The sequence below is a fragment of the Pseudomonas sp. PDM32 genome (assembly GCF_019219225.1).
Taxonomy (GTDB): Bacteria; Pseudomonadota; Gammaproteobacteria; order Pseudomonadales; family Pseudomonadaceae; genus Aquipseudomonas; species Aquipseudomonas laurylsulfatiphila.
Window position 1 is genome coordinate 234755 of record NZ_JAHUWE010000007.1, and the last position, 15663, is coordinate 250417.

The following is a 15663-nucleotide window of genomic DNA, read 5'->3' on the forward strand; positions in this document are numbered from 1 at the left end:
GCTCACGCGGCCTTAAGCAGGAGCCGACATGTCGCGCACGCTCATCAGAAAGAACCCGAGCAACTTCAAGACCCTGCCGTTATTCGTCGAAGCGACTCCTGAAGGCCTGAGCTACCAGAGCGTCGGCAGACCGCTGAATTTCTCCCAGACACTGCAACGTCGTCGGCCGGTCACGGTCGGCGACAGCGAACGATTTGCCCTGGAGCTGGCCAATCTCGGGGTCTCGGTGCGCCTGACCCTGCATTGGCAGAATCGCGACTACTGGGTGCTGGTGCGTCAGCGTCGGCAGGACCGTGGCGACGTGGTGCTCAAGCTGATCTCCGGTTACGTGCCGGCCCACGAACTGAACCTCCCCCTGCACACGGCTATCCAGGAGATTGCCGAAGAATGCCTGCTGGAAACTCCGGAAGGCTGGCTCGGTGGCCGATTCAATGACACCTGGCTGCCGGCACCTTACTCGGCCGCCCTGCATTACCGCGAAGCCCTGCCGTTTCGCTTATCGCCATTGTCCGGCTCGGCGCGGCCGGTGCGTTGCGCCAATCTGACATTGATGGAGCGTCCGCGGGCTTACGTGCATTTGCCGACGGCGTCGCTGCAACTGATTTACGACCTGCGCCTGGACGTTCCCAAGGAAGCCAAATCCCTGAGTCTGTTCCATGTCGATGAAAGGCTGGAAGGCGATCAACTCGTCGCCCGTCTCGATCGCAAGCGCCCCGATCTGTACTTGATGCCCTTGCAGGACGGCCACCCGATGGCTGAGCTCTACACCCTGAAAAAGGATCAACTGCACCCGGCCAGCACGCGCGGCCTGTACCTGGCCGAGAGTTTTGCCCGACAGGAAGGCTGGCTGGTGCGCGATGAACGAATTCGCTGGAAGGACTGGGTGAGGCAGCAGGGGTTGACCCCGCCGGGGAAGGATTCGGGTTTGGCGCGGTTACGCGGGAAGGCCAAGCTGCTGCTGAAGAAAATCGTGCCGCGCAAGAAGGTCAGCTCTTAAAAGCAAAAGATCGCAGCCTGCGGCAGCTCCTACAGGGTTATGTGTACACCTGTGTAGGAGCTGCCGCAGGCTGCGATCGTTTATGGCCTCATTCGGACTTGCGGATCTTCTCGACAATCGCCGTGGTCGAGCTGTTTTCCACCAGCCCCAGCACTTTCACGGTACCGCCGTAGGCCGTCACGATGTCCGCGCCGACCACCTGGTCGATCCCGTAGTCGCCACCCTTGACCAGCACGTCCGGCTTGATCGCGCTCAGCAGGTTTTCCGGGGTGCCTTCCGGGAAACTGATGACCCAGTCCACCGCGCCCAGGCCGGCCAGCACCGCCATGCGCCGGTCGACACTGTTGATCGGACGGCCCGGCCCTTTCAGGCGGCTGACCGATGCATCGTCGTTGATCGCGACGATCAGGCGATCGCCCTGGGCCCGCGCCTGTTCCAGATAGGTCACGTGGCCGGCATGCAGGATGTCGAAGCAACCGTTGGTGAACACGATCCGCTCGTTGTGCGCGCGGGCATCATCGACCGCCAGCAACAGTTGCTCAAGACCCAGCACACCGCGCTCGGAACCTTCCGCACGCTGGATCGCACGACGCAGTTCCGGCGCACTGATGGCCGCCGTACCGAGCTTGCCCACCACGATACCGGCTGCCAGGTTGGCCAGGGCCACGGCGTGAGGCAGTTCTTCACCCGCGGCAATCGCTGCTGCCAGGGTGGAAATCACTGTATCGCCGGCACCGGTCACGTCGAACACTTCACGGGCACGGGCCGGCAGGTGCAGCGCCGGATGATCCGGACGCAGCAAGGTCATGCCGTGTTCGCCACGGGTCACCAGCAAGGCACCGAGGTCCAGGTCGTGCATCAGCTGCGCGCCCTTGTTGACCAGCTCGTGTTCATCGGCGCAACCACCGACGATGGTTTCGAATTCGTTGAGGTTCGGCGTGATCAGGCTTGCACCACGGTAGATCGAAAAATCCTTGCCCTTTGGATCGGCCAGCACCGGAATGCCGCGGGCCCGGGCGGCCTGGATCAGCGCCTGATGATTTTTCAGTGCGCCTTTGCCGTAGTCGGACAGCACCAGCACCTTGATGCCTTCGAGCAACTCGTCGACCTGCGCGGCCAGCGCCAGCGCGTCGGTGGCGAAGGGTTCTTCGAAGTCGATGCGCAGCAGTTGCTGGTGACGACTCATGACCCGCAGCTTGACGATGGTCGGCTGGTGCGCAATGCGCTGGAAGATGGCCCGCACGCCAGCGCCCTTGAGGCTGTTGACCAGGCTATTGGCGGCTTCATCGTCGCCGGTTACACCGACCAGCGAGGCCGGAGCCCCCAGGGCGGCAATGTTCAAGGCAACGTTGGCAGCGCCGCCCGGACGGTCCTCGATGTGATCGACCTTGACCACCGGCACCGGCGCCTCAGGGGAAATCCGTGAGGTACCACCATGCCAGTAACGGTCGAGCATGACATCGCCGACCACCAAGACAGGGGCTTGATCGAATCGCGGCATGGACAACTTCATGGTGCAACCCACATACAGAATGAACAGGGGCGCGATATTAACACAGGGTTGGCGTCGGCTTGTGCGGTGGCTGCAACGGGATGATTTGCCGGGTATTTTTGCTCATTTTTTGAGCAGAAGACCCGCCAGGCGACGGCACCGGCACGAAAGGGCGAGCCAGGCTCGCCCTTTCGGGGTCAGGCGATGTCTTCGGCCGGGGCGTCGAGGCCCATCGCGTTGAGGCGCGAGTAGTAGCCGTTTTGCGCCAGCAGTTGCTCGTGGGTGCCGCGCTCGACGATTTTCCCCTGATCCATGACCAGGATCAGGTCGGCCTTCTCGATGGTCGACAAGCGATGAGCGATCACCAGCGTGGTGCGACCTTTCATGACCTGATCCAGGGCGGCCTGGATATGCCGCTCGGACTCGGTGTCGAGTGCCGAAGTCGCCTCGTCGAGAATCAGCAGCGGGGCATTCTTCAACAGCGCCCGGGCAATCGCCAGGCGTTGACGCTGGCCACCGGACAACAGCACGCCGTTTTCCCCGACCTGGGTGTCCAGGCCTTCGGGCAATTGAGCGATGAAGTCCATCGCGTAGGCATCCTTGGCCGCTTTTTCGATGTCTTCACGGGGTGCCCCCGCCAAGTCGCCATAGGCGATGTTGTTGGCCACCGTGTCGCTGAACAGGGTCACGTGCTGAGTCACCTGGGCGATATGCCGACGCAGGTTCAACAGCTTGTACTGTTCCACCTCGACGCCATCGATGAGGATTTCGCCCTTGTCGTGGTGATAGAAACGCGGAATCAGGTTGGCCAGGGTCGACTTGCCGCTGCCCGAACGCCCCACCAGCGCCACCATTTGCCCGGGCTCGACCGAGAAACTGATGTCATTGAGCACCTGACGCTCGGTGTCAGGGTAGGTAAAGCTGAGGTTGCGCACGTCCAGGCGGCCGCTGACGACATCACGCTCGACGGTACCGGTATCGACTTCAGGCTCGACATCCAGTTGCTCGAAGATACTTTCAGCACCGGCCACACCTTTCTGGATGGTCGAGCTGACTTCGGACAGCTGGCGAATCGGCTTGGGCAGCAGGCCGGCCAGGGTGATGTAGGCCACCATGTCGCCGGCGGACGCATCGCCACGCAGGAACAGCACAAGGAACATCAGCACGGCCATGGCGGTGTAGATCACCAGTTGCAGCAGCGGCGTATAGATGGCGCCGGTGCGGGTCATGCGCAATTGCTTGTCGGTATTGCCCTGGCTGGCGTCGAAGAAGCGTTTCTCTTCGTATTTTTCACCGCCGAAGCTGCGCACCACGCGATAGCCCTGGATCGTTTCGGACGCCACGTGCGTCACGTCGCCCATGGCCAACTGGATTTTCTTGCTTTGCTTGCGGAATTTCTTGCTGGCCGTGCGCACCATGATGGCAATCAGCGGCAGGATGGCGACCATTACCAGCGTCAGGCGCCAGTTCATGTACAACAGCGAGGCAAACAGGAAGACCACCGTCATGCCTTCACGAATTACGACCTTGATCGCATCTGTTGCCGCCCCCGTGACCATGGTCACGTTGAAGGTGATACGTGAAATCAGGTGCCCCGAGTTATGCTTGTCGAAATACCGGTTCGGCAACACCAGCAGGTTGTTGAACAACTGGACCCGCAAGTCATGGACCAGGCCCAGGGAAACCTTGGCCAGGAAGTAATTGCCCAGGTACGACCCCAACCCCTGCCACGCGGCGATCAGGATGATCAGCAACGGCACCGCCTGCAGCAGTTGCAGGTCGCGCAGGTAGGGCACGGTTGGAAACAGCGCCGCTTCAGGATTGGATAGACCGTCGACGAAGTACTTGAGGATGTAGCCCAGCATTGGCTGCGTCGAAGCGAAAATCAGAAAACCGACGATGCTGATCAGGAACAGGCTGATATACGGCCGGACATAGCCGAGCAGGCGGAAGTAGATTTTCAAGCTCGATGGGCTTGCGGAGAGACTGGAGTCGGTCATATCACGCGAATGTCGATGAAAAGGACGCTGACTTTAGCACAGCTTCCCCAGGGTTCTGGCAATCGCATACAGTCTGTGTATTGTGGCACGTCAAATCGCCACCCGCTGTCCCTGCCTTGGTACGGTCGCTCAATTCAGGAATAAGTTACTCAGCATGCAATTAAACGCTTTGAACAGCACGTCCAACAGAATCTTCGATTTCATTTGTTTGTGGATCCTTCCGCTCGGTTACTTATTGCTGCTTTGTGCACTGTTTTTCCTGCCGGGGCGCAGTGTGCATCACAAGCTCTATTATGGCCTGTTCAGCATTCCGGCACTGATTGCACTGTGCCTGCGGCCGCGGCTCGCCAAGGAGCTGCTGCACGAACCGATCGTCATTGCAGCCCTGCTGTTTGTGGGGTGGGCACTGCTCAGCCTGTCCTGGGGGCCGGGCGACGAAATCGAATTTGGCCAGTTCAAACCGCCATTGCACACCCTGATGCTGTTCGTTGGCTGCTACCTGCTGGTGCGCTATCGCAGCGAAATCATTCAACCCCTGCTGTTCTGCGCCGCGACGTTGGCGTTGATCATCTCCGCCTATAACCTCTACAGGTTTGACCTGATCTACCAACCGGAAATGCGCCTGATCGGTGTCGGCGCGTTCGATAATCCACTGCTCAGCTCCCACGTCTTCGGCTTTTTCTGTACCTACTGGCTAAGCCTGAGCATGACCTGCAAGCGCCCCCGGATTCTTTGGTTGAGCTTGCCAGCGATGGCGATCATGTTCGCCACCGTGCTGGCCACCGGCTCCAGGACGCCACTGGTTGCACTGACATTCGCTGCGCTGTGGCTGGGTTTCATCTGCTGGAATCGACGCTCGGTCCTCTTGCTTGCCTCCATGTTCATCGCCGGAGCGGCGACTTTCGCGCTATTAGCGGACAAAATCATCGAAAGAGGCAGTTCCTTCCGCATCGAGCTCTGGCAATTGACCTTGGGCAGGATCGCTGAACATCCGTGGATCGGACATGGCTACAACGCCCGGCTGACCCTGGACCCGGGCGTCGGCTACACCCTGCAAGAGCCCCATAGCTTTGCCCTGGGTGTGCTCTACTACGTCGGCATTATCGGCCTGCTGCCATGGCTGTTCTTCCTCGCATGGGGCCTCATCAGTAGCCGGCGCCATCGCGTGCAACCGCTGTTCATCATTGCCTCGGCCTGGCTGGCCTTCGGTATCGGCGCAGGCCTGACTGAAGGTGGCGGGATTATCTCGCGCCCCAAGGAGCACTGGTTCCTGCTGTGGATCCCCCTGGCGCTGATCGCCGCATTGAGTATCAATCAACGGGCCAGACGCCTGCTGGACACGCAGATCAAGGCCGCGGCGCCAAGCGCCCTGCAGCAACTGACGGCCGATGCCCGGGTCATCGAAGAAGACGGTTTGGGGCCCAAAGTCCTGCGTCTGACCGACGGCAGCTTTCTCAAGCTGTTCCGCCGGCGTCGCTGGTATACCTCGGGCAGTTTCACGCCCTATTCCGATCGTTTTGCCGTCAACAGTGTGCAACTGCGCAGCATGGGCATCCCGACCCCGCAAATCCTCGATCTCTACCGGTTCGAAGACGGCAGCACCGCGGTGCACTACTCGCCGTTGCCGGGCAACACGCTGCGCCAGATCCTGCAAGGCATCACCGCCCCGGCGGTGCGCCAGGCACTGGTGGAGCGCTTCGGCAGGTTCATGGCTCAACTGCATCAGAAAGGGATCTACTTCCGCTCCCTGCACCTGGGCAATGTGCTGGTGCTGGAGGACGGCGAGTTCGGCCTGATCGACCTGGCCGACCTGCGAATCTACCCTTCATCATTGAGCCCGTCCCTGCGTCGGCGTAACCTGCGCCATATGCAGCGCTACGCAGAAGACCGGCGTTGGCTGTTCGAAGACCACTTCGAAGCGTTACTGCAGGGATACGCCGCGGCGGCCTCGAAAGCCGACGTGGATAATTTGCACAGGCAAGTGCTGGCGGCGAATCCTCCGGCCCAGGCTCACTGATGACAGAAACCAATCCGCTTATCGCGATGACGGGCTATCTGCTTGCCATCGCGACCGCTGCGCTACTGCTGCGCACGGTGCCAGCATTCACCCGACAGCTGGAGCATGGCGGTGAAAGCCGCTTTGCCAGCATCGACGGCTTGCGCGGGTATCTGGCTTTCGGCGTGTTCGTGCACCACTCGGTCATTACCTGGATCTTTCTGCGAACCGGCGTGATCGATTTCCCACCGAGCAATTTCTACTCGCAGCTCGGCCAGGGCAGTGTTGCCCTCTTCTTCATGATCACCGGCTTTCTGTTCTGGGACCGCTTGCTCACCCACCGGCGGCGACACGACTGGCTGGCATTTGCGGTATCGCGGCTATTTCGCCTCTACCCGCTCTACCTGCCGCTGATGTTGACTGTGTTTGTCTGCGTGTTCTATCTGCAGGACTGGGAACTCAAGGACTCCGGTATCCAGCTCATCGGCCAGACCCTTGCCTGGCTGACCTTCGACCGGCCAGACGTCAACCAATACCACCAGACGGGCATGCTGATCTCCAATGTCACCTGGACGCTGGGGTACGAGGTTTTTTTCTACCTGGCCCTGCCACTGGCCGCCATGGTGTTCATTTATCGCGGTGGCTGGATGCAGACGGTGCTGTGCCTGATCGGCATCTACGCCCTGTACCAGGTGCTCGGCTGGGAACACTCGCTGAAGAAGCACTTCCTGGCCAGCTTTCTCGGTGGCATCGCTGCAGCGTACTGGATTCGCCGACCACAATGGGTCGCCTGGAGCCTGACTCCACTGGCGGGCATCATCGCCCTGCTCGCCCTGGCCATCGCCTTTACGGTGTTCAGCCGTGCATTCAACCTGGGGGCGCTACTGCTGCTGTCACTGTTTTTTGTGATCGTGGCATCCGGCAATACCCTGTTCGGCGCCCTGAGGCCACGCAGCATTCGCTGGCTCGGGGAGATCAGCTACAGCACGTATTTGCTGCACGGTTTCGTGCTCTGGATTCTGCTGCAGCGACTACCGCCGTTGTTGCATCTTGATGCTCGGCAAGCCTGGGTCTTCCTGCCGTTGCTGGCCGTGTGCAGTTGCCTGTTGATCATCATCAGCAGTCTGACTTACCAGTACATCGAAAGGCCCGGCATCAATGCCGGCAAGAAAACCCTGCACTGGTTGCGCCAGAACAGGAAGGCCGGGAAAGAACTGGAGAAGTCGGCTCAACAACGCTGAGCCATCCCCCCTTGCCCCCCCTGTCTCAATCTTTCTCCAGCCGTGAGAAATACATCCGACCCAACCCACGCCAGGTTTTCTTGTTCCAGGCCTTGAAGGGAATCTGCGCAAGCAACTCACGCGCCAGCTTGCGATCGCGGTTGGCGGTCTTGAGGAACATGGAATTGAGAAACTTGTAGCGCACCTCGTCATACAGCGGGTGATCGCTGAAGAGCGCGTAGGTGCGCAGGATGCTGTCGATCATGAATCGGTGATTCTTGTAGGAGTTGGTGGCGTGCTTGCGATAGCGTGCCATCAACACGTTCAGACCATCGATGAAGTAACCGGCATGGGTCACCTTCAACTCGATCAGCAAATCTTCCAGGCGAATGGTCGGGTCGAACCCGCCCACCTTCTCTAGCGCTTCGCGCCGGATCATCAGGGTGGGTGCCGGAGGATAGGGCTTGCGCTCCAGGAACATGTCATCGAAGTCCAGGCGACGGAACGGCACATCCCGGCGCTGGCGCTTCTCCGGGTAGAGGTTGCCGTCGGCATCGATCAGCTCGATGTTGCCGGCACAAATGCCGACCTCGGGCTTGCCGTCCATATGCGCGACCTGGATGGCGATTCGCTCCGGCAACATGATGTCATCCGAACCGAACGGCACGATCAGGCTACCCTTTGCCCGGGCAATCGCACCATTGAGGGTGTTGGTCAGCCCCTGGTTTTCCTGGACCCGAAAGTCGAAACCATGGGTGGCCTGCAACGCCTTGATCCGCTCGACGCTGTCATCCTTCGAGCCATCGTCGACCACTAGCAACTCAATGTTCCGATAGGTCTGATTGAGGACGCTGAGAATGCTCTGCTCGATGTAGGGGCCGTGGTTGTACGACGCGATAATGACCGTGACGATGGGTTGCGCGTCGTTCATGGCTGTTCCTTACGGGCCTGTTCCAGGCCGGAGTCGATCAGATTGAGGTATTCGCGACGGAACTCCTCGATGTCATGGTGTTGTTGCAGATAACGGAAAGCCTGCTCGCCCTTGACCATGAGTTCGTCATCCGACAGCCCGAGGTAAGTGTCCAGCGCAGCTTGCAGCGTCGGCACATCCTTGGGCGTAATCGCCAGGCCACCGGCCCCCTCGATGAGCGGCAACATGGCCGGCACGTTCGAGGCAATCACCGGCAAATGCCCACTCATGCCTTCGAGCAGCGCCAACCCGAGGCCCTCGGCCAGGGACGGCATGGTCCAGATGTCGAAAGCGCGAATGTACTGCAGGGCAATTTCCTTGAACCCCAGCAAATGGGCGCGACCGCCGAGGCCGAGGCGGTCGATCTCAGCCGACAGGCGCGACTCTTCGCGGCCGGCACCGATGATCGCCAACTGGGTATTCGGGTACTTGTCCTTGAGCGCGGCAAAGGCCTGCAGCAAATAGATATGGCCCTTGACCGGCACCAGCCGCCCCAGTGCACCGATCAGCCGTACCGACGGATCGATGCCGAGCATTTCACGGGCTTTCTCGCGGCTGTGCTGCAAAGCCTCGGCCTGCTCGATGTCGATGGCGTTGGTGATGGCATAGGTATTCTGGTCGGTGAAGCCACAGTCGCAGTCCAGCAGATACTGTTTTACCGCTGGCGACACACCGACGAAACGCCAGTGACGATCGATCAGGCGCTGGGTCTGGCGGCGCCGGTAAAAACGGTCGTACTCGCCAAAGCCGTGGGAAATGCCAATGCACAACGGCACTTTCAACCAGCGGTTGAGTGCCAGCATCATGTTCACCGGCTTGAAGCGGTTGCAGATCACCACATCGAATTTTTCCCGGCGGCAGAACTTGTACAGCTGCCACATCGCCCGCAGGCGCATGCCCTTGAGGGACTTGTCGGAAAACTCGAAGTACACCGAACGATCGGCCCGGCTCACCGCTTCGCCCGGTCCGGGTTTACCCCGCAGAAACGCGGCGGTCACTTCATATCGATCGGTGGGCAGGGCCTTGACGATTTGCTCCGCGAGGTCGGCGAAATCATGGGCTTTGACGTTGTAGTCAGGCTGCAGTTGCAGGACCTTTGACCGCTGACTCATAACTCTCCCCGCTGAGAAAGATTGCCTGGTGTGTGCTTGATGGACCACAAAAGCTCGTGGCGCCGGACGGCCTTGCGAAAGAATTCGTTCTCGCCGTAGGTGGGCGGCACCCGGCCGACCAACAACCGCTGGATCAAGCGACGCAAGCGGCGCTTGAACGGCATCGGCGGCTGCAGGTCGTGCATCATGCCCAACGCCATGGCCTTGTCCCGCTGTTGCTCCAGCGGCATCGGCAGGCAATAAGGCTGCATCGGCTGGACGGAATCGAAGGCCGGCGGCAAGGCGATGCCGTCACCGCTATCGCCCATCGGCCAACGGTCGTTGTCGTGCAGGTGGTTGGCGTAGCCCAACAGCGTGGTCGGTTGCCAGTCCAGGCCTTGCAAGGCCTCGAGGACTGCCGCCTGGGCGCAGATATGATCGGGATGCGGATCCAGGGTCGGATGCGGCAGCACGATGACCTCTGGCCGGGCCCGCAGCAGCAATTCGCGAAGATCGGCCAGCAAGTTGTTCCAGGTCGGTGCGCCATCGGCATCGCCTGGCAGTGCGAAAGGATTCAGCTGGCGAAATAGTCGGGTGTCGCTCAGGTCCGCTTCCCGCGATCCCGCCGGCACGCCAGGCGCGGCCTGCATGCTCGCCAGTTGCAGGCAGAAATAACCCAGCTGTACGCAGCGAGCCTCGGGCACACCGGCCCAACGCGGTACGGCAATGCTGTCCCATGTGCGCAGGCGGCCTTTCAAGCGGGCCGCATCGACCTTGTTCAGGCCCATCTGCCGATAGTGTTCGGCTTCGATTTCACCGGCAGTCAGCGTGACGATCCAGGTTTCGTCGGCCTGGCTGTACAAACCGTAGGCTGCCAGCTCGGCGTCATCGGCGTGGGGCGCGATGACCATCACCCGCTGACGCCGGTAATCCGGATGTTCCAGCGCCCACAGCACCGGCTCGCCGAACACCCGACAGAAACGCCCGCGCAAGCGCAGGTCACCACGGGACAGCGCCTGAGCCTGACCACTGAGATTGAGGTAACGCAGGCCGTTTACGCCCCGTTCGAAGGTTTGTCGGTCAGGGTTGTCGCCCCCTGCCAACTCGACCACCGGATCGAAAAAACGACCCAGCCAGGTGCTTTTTACCCGCAGGGCCAGCACCAGCGTCGCGTCGTCGACCAGCATCACCCCCTCGTCCAGCCGCAAGTGTTCACCGCTCAGGTGCACCTTGGGCTGAGGCGTGTACGGGGGAAAGCTGTACTGATAATCGTCTTTCGGCGAGTAGAACAGATGGTCGGCAAACCAGGCTTCATGAGCCATCCAGCCCAGTACCGCCAGCACCAGCGGCAACCACCAGGCCACCAGTACACCGATGACGATCAACAGCACCAGCGCGATCAACAGGCCGATGCGTTTAGTGCGCCGATGGCGCTTGAGCAGTTGCTGTTTGCGGCTCATGGCTTGGCTCATACGGTGAAGACCGGCACAGGGTTGCACCAGCGATCCTTGTATTCACGGTCGGCGCGACCGAAAGAAAAACGCAACGGCTTGTCCTGCGCCCGGGCATGCTCCCAAGCGCTTTGTGTATTGAGAAAACTCAGCACACTGCCGGGGCTGAACTCGCGAGTCTCGGGATCGACCCCGCCGTTGATGTACTCAACGCTGATCCACTGCGGAGTTTCGACGCGGTACACCAATTGAATTGCAATCGGCGCATCGTTGAGAAAAATCACCGAACCGATCAGCAACTCGCGCAGCAACTCGATAACCTCGGCCATGCGTTCGGCCCCCGTCGCCGGGAAACCCCAGCGGCGCTGGAACAGGTCGCAATAAATCGCTGACAGCTCTGCGCTGGAGAAATCGGACACCGGCCGTACCACGCCCCCGGCCTCTTCCAGCAGACGCAATTCACGGCGCTGGTTGTAGCGAAACTTTTTCGATAGTTCTTCCGGTGTGCGGGCCATCGCCAATTGTTCGGCCTGCAACCTGATGCCGGTGAACCGCCCCTCGTTCAACGCCGACAGATAGCGCCCGCGATGGCGCAAAGGCGCCTGGGTATCGGCCGCGGCCGGCAGGATGATCTCGGCGTTGCCCAGGTCGAACAGGCCTTTCTTGCCGCGACGCTTGAGCACGTCCTTGGACAAGGCCAGGTCGCGCCCCCAGGTCGGGATCGCCGCTTTGACCTCGTCACCCTGCATCCAGGCCAGGTAACGCACCGGGATGTCGGCCAGTTGCGCCAGGCGCTCGACCACCATGGGATGAGTTGCGACGCTGCCGCCATAACGCTGCCAGGTTTCGGCGTAAGTCGAGGCGTCGACTACCGCCCAGCCACGCTCGCGCCAGCCTTGAAATCGGTTGAGCATCAGCCCCTCTGTGCCAGTTCGGTAACGTGCGGCAAGTGCCAGAAAGCATCGCGCACTGCGCGGTCGGAAAAGCGTTCGCGCAAGCGCTCGAGCATCATCTCGGCACACTGCCTGCGTTGCTGATCATCCATGGCAGCCAGGTGTTGCAGGCCCTGGGCCAGATGCCCGGCATCGCCCAAGGGGAACAGGATGCCCACGCCTTCGACCACTTCCTTCGCGCCGCCGCATGCCGTGGCGAGCAAGGGCACGCCGGCGGCCATGGCCTCCAGCAGCACCATGCCGAACGGTTCGTGATCGGAGCTCAGGGCGAACACGTCGAAGGCGCGGAAATAGTTGCGCGCATCCGGCACCTGGCCGAGGAACAGCACCCGGTCGCCGATACCCAGCTCGCGGGCCTGAGCCTTGAGGTCTTCCTCCAGGCGCCCCTTGCCGAGAATCACCAACTGGCTGTTGGCCGGCAACTGCGGCAATGCCTCGGCGAAACCATCGAGCAGCGTGGCCTGGTCCTTGTCCGGATGCAGGCGTCCGACGTTGCCGACAATCCAGGCATCCGCCGCCAGCCCGAGGGTTTCCCGGGCCTCGCGAGCCGACACCTGGGTGGCTTGCAAGGCATCGACGTCGATGCGGTTGTACAACGTCTGAATTCGCGAAGCCGGCCACTTCGGCAGGCAACTGCGCATGTCGTCGCGCACCGCGTCGGACACACCGAGCAAGCTCAAACGCTTGCGGAATATATGGGTGAACAGTTTGCGGCTGCCGCGCTTGTAGTCTTCAAACCCGTGGTGCACGCCAATGACCGGCAACGACGTACCGAGCAGGGCGATATAGATAGGCTTGAAGCGATGAGCGATGCAGAAACTGAAGTTGCGCGACGCGGCGATCTTACGCAGATCGCCGATGGCGCCCAGTTTCAGGCCACGAATGGCCTTGGAACTGTACTCCATGAACAGCACCTCGTCGGAGGCGCAGCCCGCGGCGACTTCGGCATCGGCAACCCCGGTGAGAAACACCGTGGTCACGCGATAGCCAGTCCCCGCGAACAGGCTGGCGTACTGCCGTGCGCAGTCCAGGAACGGCCCGTCATAGCCGTGGCAGAACTGCAGCACATGACGTTCAGCCGAACGTGTCATAGGCGTTTGCGCCCTCTTTGACCACCAGGATGTCTTCCATGATCAGATACTGTAGATCCGAACCGAAGAACATGTTCAGCGCGTCAGTCGGCGAGCAGATCATCGGTTCGCCGCGACGGTTGAGCGAGGTGTTGAGCGACACGCCGTTGCCGGTGAGCACTTCCAGCGCTTTCATCATGTCGTAGTAGCGCGGGTTGTATTCGCGCTTGAGCACCTGGGCGCGGGAGGTGCCGTCTTCGTGGACGACTTCCGGCACGCGGGTCTTCCATTCTTCCGCCACTTCGAAGGTGAAGGTCATGAACGGAGCCGGGTGATCGATCTTGATCATCTGCGGCGCCACGGTGTCGAGCATCGACGGGCAGAAAGGCCTCCAGCGCTCGCGGAACTTGATCTGGTGGTTGATGCGATCGGCCACACCGGGCACGCTCGGGCAACCGATGATCGAACGACCACCCAATGCACGCGGACCGAACTCCATACGGCCCTGGAACCAGGCCACCGGGTTGCCATCGACCATGATCTTGGCGATCTGCTCCGGCATGTTGTCGAGCTTGCGCCACGTCGGCTTGTTGGCGTGACGGGCGCAGGCCGCGATCACGTCTTCGTTGCTGTACGACGGACCGAGGTAGACGTGCTCCATCTTCTCGACCGGTACGCCACGGGCGTGGGACACATAGGCTGCCGCGCCCACTGCGGTACCGGCGTCACCGGACGCCGGCTGTACGAACAGCTCCTTGACGTCGTCGCGGGCGATGATTTTCTGGTTGAGCTTGACGTTCAACGCACAGCCACCGGCGTAGGCCAGCTTGCCGGTTTCCTTGAGCACGTCGCCCAGGTAGTAGTCGATCATCTGCAGCGCAATTTTCTCGAACAGCGCTTGAATGCTGGCGGCGTAGTGGATGTAAGGCTCGTCGGCGATGTCGCCTTCGCGCTTGGGACCCAACCACTCGATCAGCTTCGGCGAGAAGTAGTAACCCTTGCCCTTCTCTTTATAGCGACGCAGACCGATGACGTTGGCGTAGTCGGTGTTGATCACCAGTTCGCCGTTTTCGAACGAAGCCAGGCGCGAGAAATCGTATTTGCTGGCGTCGCCGTACGGCGCCATGCCCATGACCTTGAACTCACCGTCGAGCATGTCGAAACCGAGGAACTCGGTGATCGCGCCGTACAGGCCGCCGAGGGAGTCCGGATCGAAGAATTCCTTGATCTTGTGGATCTTGCCGTTTTCGCCGTAACCGAAGAAGGTCGTGGCGTACTCGCCCTTGCCGTCGATGCCCAGGATCGCGGTTTTTTCCTTGAAGCCGGAGCAGTGGTAAGCGCTGGAGGCGTGGGCCAGGTGATGCTCGACCGGCTCGATCTTGATCTTCTTCGGATCAAAGCCCAGTTGCTCCAGGCACCAGACGATCTTGTTGCGATAGCGCTTGTAGCGACGGTTGCCCATCAGGATCGCGTCGAGTGCACGGTCCGGGGCGTACCAGTAACGCTTGGCGTACTGCCAGCGGGCCTTGCCGAACAGGCTGATCGGGGCGAACGGAATCGCGACCACGTCAACGTCGGACGGCTTGATACCGGCCTGTTCCAGGCAGAATTTCGCCGATTCGTAAGGCATGCGGTTCTTTGCATGTTTATCGCGTACGAAGCGCTCCTCTTCAGCTGCCGCGACCAGCTTGCCGTCGATGTACAGGGCTGCGGAAGGATCATGGCTAAGGGCGCCGGACAGGCCAAGAATCGTCAATGCCACAGGGGTCTAGCCTCTTTAGTCTGCATGCAGGCGCAAGCGCCTCAAAAATTAATGTGCCCTCGCAAGGGGCGAGAGACAGCTAAAGGGCGGGATTATAGCGTAAAAGCGGCGGCAAGCCTCTAGCCGCAAGCGGCGAGCAACTGCAGCGGGGACCACAGGGTATTTTCAGCCGCTCGAAGGGCGCCAGTAGACAAGGATATTGCCGTCCACGCTCTGCCGGTAAATCGTGTAGGGCAAAGCGGCGGTGTCCAGTGCGCCGGACAGGGCCAGGTCGAGCAAAATGAGCGGCACGAGGACACCCGTGGGGTCGGGCGGTGCGTTCAGTACGCAGAAGTCATAAGCGAGGCCGCTATAGACCCGGGGAATGGACTGACAATAGGTTTTTTGCCTGCGCAGCCCGTGCGCTGCATCGGCCTCATCCTGGAGGACCGTAGCGGCGGTCCCACAGCCCATTAGTGACACGGACAAAACACCTGATGAAACTGCCATTTTGATCGACACAGCCTGCCCTCCGAGAACGTCAGGCAAACTAGCATCGGGGTGATTTCGGCCACAGTTCATGGCTTCCCAAGATCGCGTAGGACGGTTCACAAGAACCTGTCTGCTTTCTCGGTTGGCTGTTCCGGCCCCTTCGCGGGCAAGCCCGCTCCCACATTTTGAC

General features: G+C 60.8%; 12 protein-coding genes. 3 read left to right on the forward strand and 9 right to left on the reverse strand.

The window, feature by feature from the left end; genetic code table 11:
• The first annotated feature begins 28 nt into the window (after positions 1–28).
• Entirely contained in the window at positions 29–997 is a 969-nt protein-coding gene (locus tag KW846_RS15520; protein WP_007977441.1) for a hypothetical protein, read from the forward strand.
• Between the two features lie 88 nt (positions 998–1085).
• Here KW846_RS15520 and hldE read toward each other — a convergent pair whose 3' ends face one another.
• Positions 1086–2510 carry a bifunctional D-glycero-beta-D-manno-heptose-7-phosphate kinase/D-glycero-beta-D-manno-heptose 1-phosphate adenylyltransferase HldE gene (hldE, locus tag KW846_RS15525; protein ID WP_218475980.1) on the reverse strand — a complete coding sequence of 475 codons (1425 nt, stop codon included), beginning with the start codon at positions 2508–2510 and terminating at the stop codon, positions 1086–1088.
• A gap of 176 nt (positions 2511–2686) precedes the next feature.
• Positions 2687–4489 carry a lipid A export permease/ATP-binding protein MsbA gene (gene msbA / locus KW846_RS15530; RefSeq protein ID WP_218483216.1) on the reverse strand — a complete coding sequence of 601 codons (1803 nt, stop codon included), beginning with the start codon at positions 4487–4489 and terminating at the stop codon, positions 2687–2689.
• Between the two features lie 154 nt (positions 4490–4643).
• Between msbA and KW846_RS15535 the strand changes: the two genes are divergently transcribed.
• Positions 4644–6506 carry a bifunctional O-antigen ligase/aminoglycoside phosphotransferase family protein gene (locus tag KW846_RS15535; RefSeq protein WP_218483218.1) on the forward strand — a complete coding sequence of 621 codons (1863 nt, stop codon included), beginning with the start codon at positions 4644–4646 and terminating at the stop codon, positions 6504–6506.
• On the forward strand, positions 6506–7726 hold the full coding sequence (locus tag KW846_RS15540) for an acyltransferase (RefSeq protein ID WP_218483220.1): 1221 nt from the start codon (positions 6506–6508) through the stop codon (positions 7724–7726). Before KW846_RS15535 ends, KW846_RS15540 begins: the two co-directional genes overlap by 1 nt.
• A 25-nt stretch (positions 7727–7751) precedes the next feature.
• Here KW846_RS15540 and KW846_RS15545 read toward each other — a convergent pair whose 3' ends face one another.
• The 7 genes from KW846_RS15545 to KW846_RS15575 form a co-directional block, all read right to left on the reverse strand.
• On the reverse strand, positions 7752–8636 hold the full coding sequence (locus KW846_RS15545; protein WP_102698633.1) for a glycosyltransferase: 885 nt from the start codon (positions 8634–8636) through the stop codon (positions 7752–7754).
• Complete coding sequence (locus tag KW846_RS15550; RefSeq protein ID WP_218483222.1) at positions 8633–9787, reverse strand: glycosyltransferase family 4 protein; 1155 nt, start codon at positions 9785–9787, stop codon at positions 8633–8635. Before KW846_RS15550 ends, KW846_RS15545 begins: the two co-directional genes overlap by 4 nt.
• Positions 9784–11226 carry a PIG-L deacetylase family protein gene (locus KW846_RS15555; protein WP_218483224.1) on the reverse strand — a complete coding sequence of 481 codons (1443 nt, stop codon included), beginning with the start codon at positions 11224–11226 and terminating at the stop codon, positions 9784–9786. The genes KW846_RS15550 and KW846_RS15555 overlap by 4 nt, the downstream gene beginning before the upstream one ends.
• 8 nt (positions 11227–11234) lie before the next feature.
• Positions 11235–12131, reverse strand: a complete 897-nt coding sequence (locus tag KW846_RS15560; RefSeq protein ID WP_218483226.1) for an antimicrobial resistance protein Mig-14 — start codon at positions 12129–12131, stop codon at positions 11235–11237.
• On the reverse strand, positions 12131–13261 hold the full coding sequence (locus tag KW846_RS15565) for a glycosyltransferase (protein WP_218483228.1): 1131 nt from the start codon (positions 13259–13261) through the stop codon (positions 12131–12133). Before KW846_RS15565 ends, KW846_RS15560 begins: the two co-directional genes overlap by 1 nt.
• Positions 13245–15002, reverse strand: a complete 1758-nt coding sequence (locus KW846_RS15570) for a carbamoyltransferase (RefSeq protein ID WP_116580734.1) — start codon at positions 15000–15002, stop codon at positions 13245–13247. Before KW846_RS15570 ends, KW846_RS15565 begins: the two co-directional genes overlap by 17 nt.
• 165 nt (positions 15003–15167) lie before the next feature.
• Positions 15168–15503: a YceK/YidQ family lipoprotein gene (locus tag KW846_RS15575; RefSeq protein WP_218475963.1), complete on the reverse strand. Its 336-nt coding sequence runs from the start codon at positions 15501–15503 to the stop codon at positions 15168–15170.
• Between the last annotated feature and the right edge of the window lie 160 nt (positions 15504–15663).

Bases quoted from the DNA above. Each gene is read 5' to 3' on its own strand.
- KW846_RS15565 (WP_218483228.1), bottom strand. From the start codon at position 13,261: ATGACACGTTCGGCTGAACGTCATGTGCTGCAGTTCTGCCACGGCTAT.
- KW846_RS15520 (WP_007977441.1), top strand. From the start codon at position 29: ATGTCGCGCACGCTCATCAGAAAGAACCCGAGCAACTTCAAGACCCTG.
- KW846_RS15535 (WP_218483218.1), top strand. From the start codon at position 4,644: ATGCAATTAAACGCTTTGAACAGCACGTCCAACAGAATCTTCGATTTC.
- KW846_RS15555 (WP_218483224.1), bottom strand. From the start codon at position 11,226: ATGAGCCGCAAACAGCAACTGCTCAAGCGCCATCGGCGCACTAAACGC.
- KW846_RS15550 (WP_218483222.1), bottom strand. From the start codon at position 9,787: ATGAGTCAGCGGTCAAAGGTCCTGCAACTGCAGCCTGACTACAACGTC.
- msbA (WP_218483216.1), bottom strand. From the start codon at position 4,489: ATGACCGACTCCAGTCTCTCCGCAAGCCCATCGAGCTTGAAAATCTAC.
- KW846_RS15545 (WP_102698633.1), bottom strand. From the start codon at position 8,636: ATGAACGACGCGCAACCCATCGTCACGGTCATTATCGCGTCGTACAAC.
- hldE (WP_218475980.1), bottom strand. From the start codon at position 2,510: ATGAAGTTGTCCATGCCGCGATTCGATCAAGCCCCTGTCTTGGTGGTC.
- KW846_RS15560 (WP_218483226.1), bottom strand. From the start codon at position 12,131: ATGCTCAACCGATTTCAAGGCTGGCGCGAGCGTGGCTGGGCGGTAGTC.
- KW846_RS15540 (WP_218483220.1), top strand. From the start codon at position 6,506: ATGACAGAAACCAATCCGCTTATCGCGATGACGGGCTATCTGCTTGCC.